The 13,279-nt window shown below is 41.6% G+C and carries 12 protein-coding genes; 5 read left to right on the top strand and 7 right to left on the bottom strand.

The genetic code is table 11. The features are described from left to right. The first annotated feature begins 216 nt into the window (after positions 1-216). Entirely contained in the window at positions 217-636 is a 420-nt protein-coding gene (locus tag BW980_RS15645; RefSeq protein WP_076456100.1) for a Dabb family protein, read from the top strand. A gap of 31 nt (positions 637-667) precedes the next feature. On the opposite strand, the gene BW980_RS15640 is transcribed toward BW980_RS15645, so the two are convergent. The 3 genes from BW980_RS15640 to BW980_RS15630 all read right to left on the bottom strand — a co-directional run bounded on the left by BW980_RS15640 (position 668) and on the right by BW980_RS15630 (position 5,401). Continuing rightward, positions 668-1,711: a quinone-dependent dihydroorotate dehydrogenase gene (locus BW980_RS15640; RefSeq protein ID WP_076456099.1), complete on the bottom strand. Its 1,044-nt coding sequence runs from the start codon at positions 1,709-1,711 to the stop codon at positions 668-670. A 125-nt stretch (positions 1,712-1,836) separates the two neighbouring features. Beyond that, positions 1,837-2,274, bottom strand: coding sequence for a hypothetical protein (locus tag BW980_RS15635; protein ID WP_139327703.1), 438 nt, complete (start codon positions 2,272-2,274; stop codon positions 1,837-1,839). A gap of 145 nt (positions 2,275-2,419) precedes the next feature. Beyond that, a complete protein-coding gene (locus tag BW980_RS15630; protein WP_076456097.1) occupies positions 2,420-5,401 on the bottom strand; it encodes a TonB-dependent receptor in 2,982 nt (993 codons plus the stop codon). A 144-nt stretch (positions 5,402-5,545) separates the two neighbouring features. Between BW980_RS15630 and pepT the strand changes: the two genes are divergently transcribed. Continuing rightward, on the top strand, positions 5,546-6,775 hold the full coding sequence (pepT, locus tag BW980_RS15625) for a peptidase T (protein WP_076456096.1): 1,230 nt from the start codon (positions 5,546-5,548) through the stop codon (positions 6,773-6,775). 45 nt (positions 6,776-6,820) lie between these two features. After that, complete coding sequence (locus BW980_RS15620) at positions 6,821-7,420, top strand: YdeI/OmpD-associated family protein (protein ID WP_076456095.1); 600 nt, start codon at positions 6,821-6,823, stop codon at positions 7,418-7,420. A 44-nt stretch (positions 7,421-7,464) separates the two neighbouring features. On the opposite strand, the gene BW980_RS15615 is transcribed toward BW980_RS15620, so the two are convergent. The 4 genes from BW980_RS15615 to nusB all read right to left on the bottom strand — a co-directional run bounded on the left by BW980_RS15615 (position 7,465) and on the right by nusB (position 10,698). Next, the gene (locus BW980_RS15615) at positions 7,465-8,814 is read right to left on the bottom strand and encodes a Gfo/Idh/MocA family protein (RefSeq protein WP_076456094.1); all 1,350 of its coding nucleotides are present in this window, start codon (positions 8,812-8,814) and stop codon (positions 7,465-7,467) included. A gap of 112 nt (positions 8,815-8,926) precedes the next feature. After that, positions 8,927-9,214 (bottom strand): preprotein translocase subunit YajC, encoded by a 288-nt coding sequence (gene yajC, locus BW980_RS15610; protein WP_013994187.1) that lies wholly within the window; start codon positions 9,212-9,214, stop codon positions 8,927-8,929. A gap of 25 nt (positions 9,215-9,239) precedes the next feature. Further along, positions 9,240-9,710: a DUF1573 domain-containing protein gene (locus BW980_RS15605; protein ID WP_076456093.1), complete on the bottom strand. Its 471-nt coding sequence runs from the start codon at positions 9,708-9,710 to the stop codon at positions 9,240-9,242. 40 nt (positions 9,711-9,750) lie between these two features. Then, entirely contained in the window at positions 9,751-10,698 is a 948-nt protein-coding gene (gene nusB, locus BW980_RS15600) for a transcription antitermination factor NusB (RefSeq protein WP_076456092.1), read from the bottom strand. Positions 10,699-11,019: 321 nt separating this feature from the next. On the opposite strand from nusB, the gene BW980_RS15595 reads away from it, so the two are divergent. Together BW980_RS15595 and BW980_RS15590 are read left to right on the top strand one after the other, a co-directional pair. Further along, positions 11,020-12,774, top strand: a complete 1,755-nt coding sequence (locus tag BW980_RS15595; protein ID WP_076456091.1) for an ABC transporter ATP-binding protein — start codon at positions 11,020-11,022, stop codon at positions 12,772-12,774. 72 nt (positions 12,775-12,846) lie between these two features. Further along, positions 12,847-13,227 (top strand): PUR family DNA/RNA-binding protein, encoded by a 381-nt coding sequence (locus tag BW980_RS15590; protein ID WP_013994183.1) that lies wholly within the window; start codon positions 12,847-12,849, stop codon positions 13,225-13,227. Positions 13,228-13,279: the final 52 nt, after the last annotated feature.

Below are 13,279 nucleotides of genomic sequence, written 5' to 3'. Positions count from 1 at the left end.
TTGAGCGTCATTGTCGGTTTCCCAACCAATACATACACGATTTTTAGGGCGATTCCGGTGACACGGCGCTAAAGTAACGACTCTTTTTTATATCTTACCGACCGTTTAGTTTTTTTGAGAGGCTTCCCTCCTGTCTTTCCTTAAGTTATACGTATGTAGCATTATTGCCTTTTTTAACATCAAGTATATATTGAATTACAGAGAAACGACTATATCATGAAACAAAGTTATCTTACACTCACCTTGTGCCTCGTTTTGTTCGCCTTACTTTCTTTGGCCTTCAAAAATAGGACCGCCCACCAAACCGATCAATCTATCAGCATGCAAAAAGACAGTCTGCTACGGCACGTAGTATTATTCAAGTTCAAACCCGAAACCACAAAAGAAGACATCAAAAAAGTTGAGGAGGCATTTACCGCCCTACCCTCTAAAATTCCACAAATCGTCGGATATGAGTGGGGACTGAACAACAGTCCTGAGGGATTAAACCAAGGATTTACCCATTGTTTCTTCCTTACCTTCAACAGCGAGGAAGACCGCGCCATTTATTTGCCCCATCCCGACCATAAAGCCTTTGGCGACATTTTAGGACCGCATTTAGACGATGTGCTCGTTGTAGATTATTGGGCCAAATAAGATCAGTATCACCTTAAAGGCCAGCTAGATTCTAGTACCCTTGCTTTTTAAGAATGGCTTTATTGATCCGTTTTATCAAGGCCGGTCCTTCGTAGATAAAACCGGTGTACAACTGAACAAGGTCTGCCCCTGCTTCTAATTTTTCGAGTGCATCCCCTTCGGAATGTATACCTCCCACACCTATTATAGGGAAGGCTTTCTTGCTTTTTTCCGCCAAGAACCGAATCACTTCCGTGCTTCTTTTGGTCAATGGTTTTCCACTCAACCCACCCGTTTCATTAACGAGAGAAGCATCTGATTTTAGGTGTTCTCGCCCAATGGTCGTATTGGTTGCAATAACACCATCTATTTTAGTATCGCCCACAATAGCGATAATATCCAGAAGCTGTTCGTCCGTAAGGTCTGGGGCGATCTTCAATAGAATCGGCTTTTCCTTTGTTTGCTTCTGCTGTGCCAGTTTTGTGTTTTCGGCTTTCAGTTCCAGCAAAAGGGCGGTCAACGGAGCTTTATCTTGAAGCTCGCGCAGGCCAGGCGTATTAGGTGAACTTACGTTGACCACAAAGTAATCGACGTGATCAAAAAGGGCATCAAAACAAATAAGGTAATCTGAAACCGCATTTTCATTAGGTGTAACCTTGTTTTTTCCAATATTGCCCCCAATGAGCACTTTGTGCTCCTTTTTCAATCGCTCTACGGCATCGACAACCCCCTTATTGTTAAACCCCATACGGTTGACAATCGCCTGATCTGGCTTTAACCTGAACAATCTCTTTTTAGGATTTCCGTCTTGGGGTTTGGGCGTTAAGGTTCCTATCTCAACAAAACCGAACCCAAAATTGGACAACTCATTGTAGAGCTTGGCATCTTTATCGAAACCCGCCGCCAGACCTACTGGATTTTTGAACCGAATCCCAAAGACTTCCTTTTCCAGACGTGGGTCCTCTATTTTATAGATGGCCTCGAACAGGCCAGAAAAACCAATTTTACAAAGAAAACGGACTAAAGAAAAGGTAAGGTGATGGGCTTTTTCGGCATCTAGCAAAAAAAGTATGGGCTGAAGAATAGACTTATACATGAGGGTATATAGGATTTGCGCAAAAATACAAACTTACCCCCTAGTACAGGCATAACTTACTACTATTTTTATATGTCGGGACATGGAACGGCCCCTAAAAAAGAAGTGTCCTTCCCCTTAAAAGCTTACTCTTCCCCTTCAGGGATTTCATAATTTTTAGGAATTACCTTGATAGGTATCCTTATAGCTTCATTACAGAGTCGAAGATAGCGCTCATACTGCTTTGAATTGAAGAGCGACAAGAGTTTTTTATCACTGTCGTAGGCCGCCTGCACCAACTGTTGCTGCAATACCTTGTATTTTTCCGCCAATTTAATAAGGTCTTCTTCGCTGCTTTGCGGATGTTCGGCCAACAACTTTTCTATTTGCCCTTCAATATCCTTGGTCTGCACCTCAAGTTCGCCTTGTAGGGCTTCCATAGTGCTTATTTGCTCTTCGTTCAATTGAAAAATAGTCTTGATGGCCTCATTGTTCTTTCCGCCTATATCCAATGTACAATTTTGGGCACTTGCCGATGTAAAAAGCATCAAAAACACTATTGAACCGTATAATTTTCGCAACATATACCTCTTTTTAAAATTTGAATCCATTTATATAAACACCATTTTAAGTGAAAAATTATACTTCTTCCATGTATGACACCCTTAAACAAAAAGAAAGACCGTTCTTTCGAAAGGTCTTCCCTATTTATTCTTTCTTTTCGATATCCTACTTTAAAGCGAAACTTACACGGGCAAACAAGAACCGTCCTCCAATACCGAACTGTTGTGCCCTACGCGACCAATCGAATCGGCCATCACTACGGTTATTGTATTGATCTTCGGCCCTGTCGGGGTAGATATCCAATAAGTTATTGGCCCCAATGGTCAAGGTCAAGGCATCGGTAGCCTTATAACCAATGGAAAGGTCGGTCACCACCTTGGTTCCAAAAACCTGTTGGTTGGCTATGACCGTAGTCGCTTCGGTAACTTCCCCAAAGTACACATTTCTTAAGAACATGATCCATTTATCGGAAGTAAGGCTGTTGGAAAGGTTGATTTTCGTACGAGGGACAGCCTCTTCCAGGTACACTCTGCTATCTTCCGGGAAATAAGTATTTACAAGACCCGCATCTTCTAACACTTTTGATGAATTAATATCACCTATTTGATTCGTTTTAGACAAGGTACCCGCCAAATCGGATTTCAACCTCCAGTTATCACTTAAGTTGGCCGTATGCGTAAGCACTATATCCAATCCACGAGATTCCGTATTGATCGCATTTGCAAAGAAGGAAGCAGCTGTTGCATTTGCCTGACTTAGCAAATTATCCAATTCAGTTCCTGTACCCGGGCCTTCAAATTGACCTGTATACACTACCCTATCATTGATTTCCACATAATATCCATCTACGGTCAAGGTTAAGTTTGCATCCGGAATCTTGGCCGTAAAACCAACACTTATACTACTTGAAGTTTCTTCCTTCAATTCAGGAATACCCAAAAGCTTAGCGGCCCTACTATCATTGGCAAAGGTACCCACTTCTTGCGGGTCGCCATTCTGATCAAAAATAGTAGGTGTAGAGTTGAAGTTTATCTGATGTAAGGAAGGAGCCCTGAAACCCGTATTCCCTGCGGCCCTAAGGTTTATATTATCATTGACCTTATAACGTGTTGCCAATTTAAAATTGATGGTAGAACCAAAATCGCTATAATTCTCAAAACGTGTAGCAAAACTAGCAACGAATTTTTCTGAAAAATCCGCTTCTAAATCAATATAACCGGCAACACTACTTCTTCCTCTAGACAATTCATTTGACGGTCCAAAACCGGGAAAAACCTGTGACCCACCAGGTCTAGATTCCCCGAAGAAATCCGTTGGTACACGTACATCCGAATTTGGATTTGGTATTGTTTTTTTCTCTGCATCCAACACGGGAACACCAGCAGCATCCCTAACAATATCATCATAAGGATTATTTATATTCCCCGTACCATCATATTGCCCATAAGAAGCTGGTTCCCCAGCCACTATATCGTAATTTTCAACACGGTATTCCGCTCCAAAAGCCACATTCAATCCAGACAACGCATCTTCAAAAAAGCGGCTTACATCTAAATTGGCCGTATTCTGCGCAAAAGAAAATCCCCCTGCATCAAAAAGGGTAGGTGATGCATTTTGCATAGAAGCATTAAAGGTATTTCCTATGGTATATAAAAAAGAGTTCTTTCCGTAGGTATTGCTCAAGTCCACATCCCATTCATTGATCTTTCCTTTAATACCGACCGATAGCGACCTGTCTTTAATAGTTGAATTGATTTCAGGTAAAAATCCGTTCATATAGGCAGGTGTATAGGTTCTGCTTTGATTGGGCAAACGATAGAAACCTGCTGAATTACCCGTTCTTGAACTGATACCGGCGAAGGAATAGACTTCGGTACCGTTATCATCCAAAGGCAAGGAAAAGTTGGCAAAAATTCTTCCCCCACGTAAAGCCGACTGACCGACCCTCATATTGTAATCGCTTCGTTTCTGGTTTCTTTCAGTAAGTTCCGAATCAGTAACATCATTAGAAAGCGGATTATAAAATATAATATTGCCATCATCATCCTTCTTTGTTGGGGTATGCAATTCAGATGAAGAGAATCCATTTATAATATCCCTATCATTTTGGTCAAAATAGGGTAAATTTTGAGACAGTCTAACTACATCGGCATCTTGCAGATTGGCAATATCTAAGTTTTCACCTAACGCTAGCCTTTCTATTGAGTTATACGCATTAAAAATTCCACCTTCCCACTCCTTCATCCTACTATAATCTTGACGAACATCAAAATCACCAGAAAGGTTTAACAAACCTCCTTTTTCCCCTAAAGAAACCCCATAACTAGCAGCTATGTTAGTTGTGGCCCCATCTACCCCGCCTGTTTGATCATTGGCGTTCTTGGAAAAATTAGCACCAGAGGTAACCGACATGTTCAATTCGTTCACACTCTTGTTCAAAACGATATTGATGACCCCCGCTATGGCATCAGAACCATATTGGGCGGCCGCCCCATCTCTTAAAACTTCAATACGCTGAATGGCAGCTGCCGGTATAGCATTTAAATCGGTACCAACGCTACCGCGTCCGAAAGTTCCGTTTACATTGATCAAAGAAGAGGTATGTCTTCTTTTACCATTAATCAGTACCAAAACCTGGTCAGGACCTAAGCCCCTTAAAGAAGCCGGATCAATGTGATCCGTACCATCTGAAATAGTTTGGGTGTTTGAAGTAAAGGAAGGTGCTACGTAATTCAAGATCTGATTTAAGTTTACCTGTGGGGCAACACTGTTCAGTTCTTTCATACTAATTACATCTACCGGAACCATACTCTCGGTAGCCGTTCTGTTCGGGTTACGCGAGCCCACTATAATAACCTCTGACAAGGCTACTCCCGAAGATAATTTGATCTTCATTGTACCCGACTGGGCCGTGACCTCTTTGGTTTCATAACCGATGTAAGAAATAACCAGCTTATCGCCAACCTCCGCATTGATCGTAAATAATCCGTCAAAATCGGTAGTGGAACCTGTCGTCGTTCCTTTGACCACTACGGATGCACCGGGTAGTGGGCCATCTTCATCTGAAACCGTACCTGTGATTTGAGCACTTCCAATGGCTATGCCCAAAAAAAACAGCACATAGCATAAAAAATACATTCTTTTCATAATTGATTATTTAAGTTAATTCCATCATAAGTTAGGTATTTTTCAACGCACACGAAAGAAATACACTAAAAACATAGTCTTAAAACAGGCTTCGTTTGTATCTAGTAAGCCCAATTTTGTACTTTTGATTTAAAAACATTTTAGATGCAGCATATCATCGATCGCTTTTTGAAGTATGTAAAAATCGATACTCAAAGCGACCCCAAATCAAAGACCACGCCCAGCACCGAAAAACAATGGCATTTAGCAGACTTACTCGTCGAAGAATTACTGGAAATTGGCATGGAGGAAGTTTCCATCGACAACAACGCCTACATTACGGCCACCCTGCCCAGTAATCTCAACATCGAAGTACCTACCATAGGCTTTATATCACATTTTGACACCTCTCCCGATTTTACGGCTACCAATGTCAATCCACAAATTATAGAGAATTACGACGGCAAGGACATTGTACTGAACCCCCACGAAAATATTATACTCTCTCCCGATTATTTTGAGGATTTGTTGCAGTATAAGGGCCAGACCCTCATCACTACTGACGGAACCACCCTTTTGGGCGCCGATGACAAGGCCGGCATCACCGAAATTATCACGGCCATGGAATACCTTATCAACCATCCGGAAATAAAGCACGGAAAAATCAGGGTCGGTTTTACCCCCGATGAAGAAATTGGTCGTGGGGCACATCATTTTGATGTTGAAAAATTCGATGCCGATTGGGCCTATACCATGGACGGAAGCCAAATTGGCGAACTAGAATTCGAAAATTTCAATGCGGCCAGTGCCAAGGTGGTAATAAAAGGAAAGAGCGTACATCCGGGATACGCCAAAAACAAAATGGTAAACGCCATAAGCATCGCCAGCGAATTCCTCGAGATTTTACCACCGGAAGAAACCCCTCAAAATACCGAGGGACGCGAAGGCTTCTTTCACGTACACCACATTCAAGGCTCTATAGAACATGCTGAATTTGAGCTTATCGTACGTGACCACGACAAAGACCATTTTGAAAAAAGAAAACAGCTCCTTCGTAATATTACCGATAAATTAAATTCAATTCACGGCAATTGTATTACCCTCGAATTAAAAGATCAGTATTTTAATATGAGGGAAAAAGTAGAACCAGTATACCACATCGTAGAAATTGCCAAGGAGGCCATGGAAGCCATGCGCGTAACCCCCATTATCAAACCCATACGTGGCGGCACCGATGGCTCACAACTCAGCTATATGGGACTCCCATGCCCCAATATTTTTGCCGGCGGGCACAACTTTCACGGAAAATACGAATATATTCCCGTAGAGAGCATGATAAAGGCCACCGAGGTCATCATCAAAATCTGCGAACTGGTAGCCAAAAAGACCGTATAACTACAAATGCTTATCTTAGGGAAGTCAACTTATTGTACTTCCCTAATGGATATAGCCGAAAAAGTAGAAGCCTACTACGCCGAAGCACACCATTTTAAAAATGGTGTCGCCTTCTTGCGCCAACTCGTTTTGAAAACCGATTTAGAGGAAACCTATAAATGGAATTTTCCGACCTATACCTTGGACAAAAAAAATGTGTTGGCCATTTGCAAGTTCAAACACCACTTCGGCATCTGGTTCTTTAACGGAGTATTTTTAAACGACCCCGAAAACCTTCTTGAAAATGCACAAAAGGGAAAGACCAAAGCCATGCGCCATTGGAAGTTTTTTTCGGAAAAGGAAATAAACCCCACAAAGGTATCCACATACCTCAACGAAGCCATAGAAAATCAAAAAAAGGGCATTGAACCGATTCGCCCTTCGAATACAAAAAAACCTACGACCAGCCTTCCGGCCGAACTAAAAAACGCCTTGGACACCAACCCCACCGCTAAAAACGCTTTTGAAAAACTACCTCCTTACAAGCAGCGTGAATACGCAACATACATTACAGAGGCCAAGCGTGAAAAAACAAAACTAAGTCGGCTTGACAAGATTTTGCCGATGATTGGCAAAGGAAAAGGCTTGAACGACCTATACCGGTAAAACATCCTAGCCCTTCCCTATTTTATATGTGGCAGCCCTATGGTTTAGAGCATAGGTAGTTTCCAGCCATTCTGATAGTTGGCCGTAATCAACTTATTGGCTTCCTCTTCCTTAAACTTTCCGGAAGCCTCGTCCCAATAGATTCGGTTGCCCGTCTTAAAAGCTACGTTGCCCATATGCGATACCAAAGCGGCATCATACCCAACCTTAATTGGGGCATTCAATTTAGAACTATCACGACTCTTTACCGCATCGATAAAATTTGCCGTATGCAAATCCAATCCACTAGCATTCCCCTTGTCATAGGAGACAGCTTCCATTTTAGGGGTGCCTTTCTTGCCCCATCCTGCAAATTCTTCCTCAGGTATCACTTCCCAACCGTTCCGATCGACCACCAAAGTACCGTTATTACCTATAAAGGCTATACCGTGGTTACGTCCGTAATTCCCCCCATCAATACCCGTAGCATGTTCCCAAAGAATTGAAAATCCGTCGTATTCAAAAACGGTCTGTAAGGTATCCGGGGTTTCGGAAGCATCGTTCGGATAGGCAAATTTCCCTCCCAAGGCCATTACCGACTTAGGGGTTCCCGCCTTCATTCCATATAAAGCATAATCCAACAGGTGCACACCCCAATCAGTCATTAGGCCACCTGCATAATCCCAAAACCATCGAAAATTAAAATGGAAACGGTTTGCGTTGAAGGCGCGCTCCGGCGCCGGACCCAACCACATTTTATAGTTTACACCTTCCGGCGCGGCAGAATCGGCTACAATGGGCACAGGTTTCATCCAAGCTTGGTAGGCCCAAGCTTTTGCCAAACGTATATTGCCCAATTTGCCCGAATGCACAAAATTAATGGCATCTACAAAATGGGGTTGACTACGTTGCCATTGTCCGATCTGCACCATTCGGTCACTAGCACTAACGTAGTTTAGCATTATATTCGACTCTTGAATGGAGTTGGCTATGGGCTTTTCGCAATAGACATCTTTTCCCGCCATCAAGGCATCGGTCAACTGCAGGCAATGCCAATGGTCCGGCGTGCCTATAATGACCACGTCGATGTCTTTATTCTCGAGCAGCTTACGATAATCGCGATACCACAACGGTTTTTTAATCCCTGCCTTTTCGAGGTCTTCCGTCCTAGCCTTAAGAACAGCTTCGTCTACGTCGCAGAGTGCCATTACATTGATCTCGCTTATTTTTAGCATAGACGTCAAATCGCTAAACCCCATACCCTTGCAGCCAATAAGCCCTACATTGATCTGGTCGTTCGGCCCCACCTTTTTGCGGAGCGTGGCCAACAGCTCCATGGGAAATAAAAATGCCGCTCCCGAACCCGCCAAGGCCAAGGAACTTTTCTTTATAAAATTTCGTCTATTCCGGTACATCTATTTTGGTTGTTTTGTTCAAGAGATCAATATACTAATTTACCCTAGCATAACGACCAAAAAAAACACCGCTAATTGCTTAGCGGTGTTTTATATGTACTACAATGTATGCTTACTTCTTTTCGGGAGCGTTCAGTTTTTTGCTCAGTTCCATTGAAATCGCAGAACGATCGAATTTTAATTTACCGGCCATGGTTTCAAGAATACACGAAGAATCGCTATCGTTCAAATCCATGATCTTACCGTGCAAACCACTTTTAGTAATTACCCTATCGCCTCTTTTTAATTCAGCCGCGAATTTCTTTTCATCTTTCTGACGCTTCATTTGTGGGCGTATCATAAAGAAATACGCTACCACAAAAATCAATATCATCGGAAGAAACTGTCCTATATCACCCATATTTATTTAGTATCTAAATCTATTATTATTTGGTTGGTCCTACCGGAGCCGCCCCTTTAGGGTTAACAAAAGCCTTGATACGTAATTGCTCGGTTCCTTTTTCGGTATTGGCATTTACGGTGATCGTTTTGGTAACCTGGTTCTGGCCCGATCCGTTGAACTTCACTACCAATTCCCCTTGTTCACCTGGTGCGATAGGATCTTTTGGTGGGTTTGGAACCGTACAACCACAAGAACTGGTGGCACTGGTTATGATTAACGGGGCATTACCCGTATTTTTAAAAGTAAAAATGGTTTCTTGTGGCGTACCTTGTTCAATGGTACCAAAGTCATGCTCTGCTTTCTCAAACTCCATTACCGGAACCTGCTTACTGGCTTCATCGCGCTGTGCAGCCTCGGTAACATTATCTGATTTTACTTTACTCGACGCATTTTCTTTACAAGAAACAAACGCCAAAAGTGAAAATATACTTAAGGCAAAAAATGTTTTTTTCATATCTCTAACTTTAGTTTAAAAGCAAAATTAATCATTTATTTTAAATGAGCCCCCTACCCATTTTGTTAAGCTTTCCATCCTTTTTGTATTCTTTTACAAGGTTGTCTAAAATTCCATTGATAAAAATACTGCTCTTAGGGGTAGAATACTCCTTGGCGATTTCCAAAAATTCGTTAATCGTTACTTTTTCAGGTATGGACGGAAAGTTTAGAAGTTCACATATGGCCATTTTTAAAAGTATGGCATCCATATCGGCAATACGGTCCTTATCCCAATTGGGCGTCTTACCCTCAATCTCTTTGGTCAGCTCGGCATCTTTGAGCAAGGTTTTCCGCAAGAGTTTTTTGGCAAAATCCAGATCTTCCTGATCCTTGAGCAAGCGAGGCAAGAAATAAGAGGTGGGATGGTCGGGCTTGACCTTTCTTAGCATTTTAAGGATAAAAGTGTTTACAATAGGAATATCATCTACCCAAGTAAGGTTGTTATCCTCAAAATAGTCGTAAATCTTTTCATCCGGGGCAATGACATCTTTGAACAAGGTAACGACGAACTCCTTATCTTCGGCCCAATTACTGCCTTCTGCCGACATATAGTCTTCATAGGTTGAACTCGCTACAATATTGTTATAAATGATCTTTACGTACTCTTCGTTCAAATACCAATTTTCGAGCTTGCGTTTTTTCAGCTCTGCCTTTAGCGGTTCGTTGTTGACGATTTGGGAAAGCAATCGGTTATTTACAAATTTCTTTTGATCGGGAAAGGTATCGGAAGCCGTGGCCAAATATTTCTTTGACGAAATCTTCAATTGCTCGGCCCCTCTTTGGTGAATTTCGATGATAAGGCTCATCATGAGTAGATAGAGCGTGTACATATTATCTATGCTAAACCGCAGAAATTTTTCTTGTTTTTCTAAAGACTCATCTTTAGATTGGGTAATGGCATAAATACATTGCATCACTTTTACCCGTATATGTCTTCGTGTTAGCATTTTAAAGAACTTTTTTGGAATAGTATTGGTTTGACTCTCACGCCGCAAAAATAAGAATAAAGCCCAAAAGACTACTATACAAACCGATGAAACGACAGCTTCATTTCACTTTAATATTTTCAGACCTCCGCAAAGCCTTGTATTTAAGTCCCTTGAAGCCCGTTCAATTTTAAAACTTACCGTAAATTTAACGTATATAAAATATCGGGGCCGACGGGCGTAAATCGATATGGAGGCAATATCTTATGGTATTTATAACATTTCGTTTATACCCAAACCACTATCTTTGGCCAATTACATATTTCTTAGCCGAAACCTTTCATGAAGGAACTTGCACACCTAAATAAATACTTTAAAAAATACTGGTCGAAATTATTGGTCGGGTTGTTCATTACCATCATTGCCCGGGTACTTCAACTGGTCATGCCCCGATACGTCAAAGAATCCATTACGGTCATCGAGGATTTCATGAACGATAAGATCTCGGAACCAACCGCCAAGGATTTCCTTCTTGAATACATACTGATCATTGTGGGTGCCGCCCTCTTATCGGGCTTCTTTACCTTTTTAATGCGGCAGACGATAATTAACGTTTCGCGCTATATCGAGTACGACCTTAAGAACGAAATTTTCGACCACTATCAATTTCTAAGTCTAAATTTCTACAAAAAGAACCGGACGGGCGACTTAATGAACCGCATCAGCGAAGATGTAAACCAAGTGCGAATGTATACCGGACCGGCACTAATGTACGGTATAAACACCCTAACACTCTTTGCCTGTATCATACCGATTATGTTCATGACGGCCCCGAAACTCGCCGCCTACACCTTAATACCCTTACCGATATTGTCGGTACTTATTTATTATATCAGCAAAGTGATCCATGAACGCAGTACGGTTGTTCAGCAATACCTCTCTACCCTTTCAACCTTTACCCAAGAAGTGTTTTCGGGGGTTTCGGTCATCAAGGCATATGCCTTGGAGCCTAACATCAATAACGACCTCAGCTCCCTTGCCCTTGAAGGAAAAAACAAGAGTATGGATCTGGCAAAGGTCAACGCTTGGTTCTTTCCCCTAATGGTCTTACTCATAGGCATTAGTAACATTTTCGTTATTTACATAGGAGGAAAACAATATATAAATGGGGAAATAGCCTCTTCCGGGGTTATTGCAGAGTTCATTCTCTACGTAAACATGCTTACTTGGCCAGTAGCCATTATCGGTTGGTTGACCTCTATCGTACAAAGGGCGGAAGCCTCACAGAAAAGGATCAACGAATTTTTAAAAGAATCGCCTGATATCAAGAATACCATACTCGAAGAAACGCCCGTTAAAGGAAAAATCGAATTCAGAAATGTAAGCTTTACTTATGAAGATACTGAAATTACGGCCCTCAAGAATATTTCTTTTACCATAAACGAAGGGGAAACGGTAGCCATATTAGGAAAGACCGGGTCAGGGAAGTCGACTATTCTAGATCTTGTGGCCCGACTTTACGATGTGACCTCAGGTGAAATCTTAATAGACGATACCCCTATAGAGCAATTGAATATTAACAGTTTACGCCAAGCCATCGGTGCGGTACCCCAAGATGCCTTTTTATTTTCAGACTCCATAAAGAACAACATTAAATTCGGTAAGGAAGATGCTACCGACGAAGAGGTTATCAATGCGGCCAAAGCAGCGGTAGTACATGAAAACATCATAGGTTTCACCAAGGGCTACGACACTGTATTGGGCGAAAGGGGCATTACCCTGAGCGGTGGACAGAAACAAAGGGTCTCTATTGCGCGTGCCCTCTTAAAAAAACCCGAAATATATCTTTTTGACGATTGTCTTTCAGCAGTTGACACAGAAACTGAAGAAGAAATTCTGAACAATCTGAAAAAAGCCTCAAAAAATCGTACCACCCTTATTGTCAGCCATCGTGTTTCTTCGGCGAAAAACGCCGATAAGGTCTTGGTTCTTTCCAATGGAGAACTTCTTCAAGAGGGCAACCATAGTGATTTAAACAGTGTTGACGGATATTATAAAGATCTGTACTTCACTCAACTTTCAGAGAAAGAAAACTAAAAAATTGTTGTCGTATTGGCTTTTTTTTTACATTTTTGAAAGATTAACACTATTAACTAGACACTAAACGCGATGAACGAAAAAGATTCAATGGACCAGGAGGAAATTCATTCCAAAGTATTACGGGCAGGTAGACGCACATATTTTTTTGATGTAAGAAGTACCAAGGCAGGAGATTATTATTTAACGATTACAGAGAGTAAAAAATTTACTCACGACGATGGCTCTTTCCACTACAAGAAACACAAAATATACCTATACAAGGAAGATTTTCAGGCCTTTAAGGACAATGTAGAGGAAATGATGAATTTCATTATCGAGGAAAAGGGCTCAGAAGTAATCTCCGAACGTCACCAAAAAGATTTCAAAAAAGAAGAAGAAATTGTCACCAACGGAGAAATGAAGCCTTCGAGCACCGAAAGTTTTACGGATGTAAGCTTCGACGATATTTAAAAGACTTACAACCTAAATAAAAAAAACGACCACATACGGTCGTTTTTTTTAT

The organism is Zobellia uliginosa, from assembly GCF_900156625.1.
Taxonomy (GTDB): domain Bacteria; phylum Bacteroidota; class Bacteroidia; order Flavobacteriales; family Flavobacteriaceae; genus Zobellia; species Zobellia uliginosa.
Note: the sequence above shows the minus strand (reverse complement) of the source record. Positions and strands in the feature narration are given on the sequence as shown.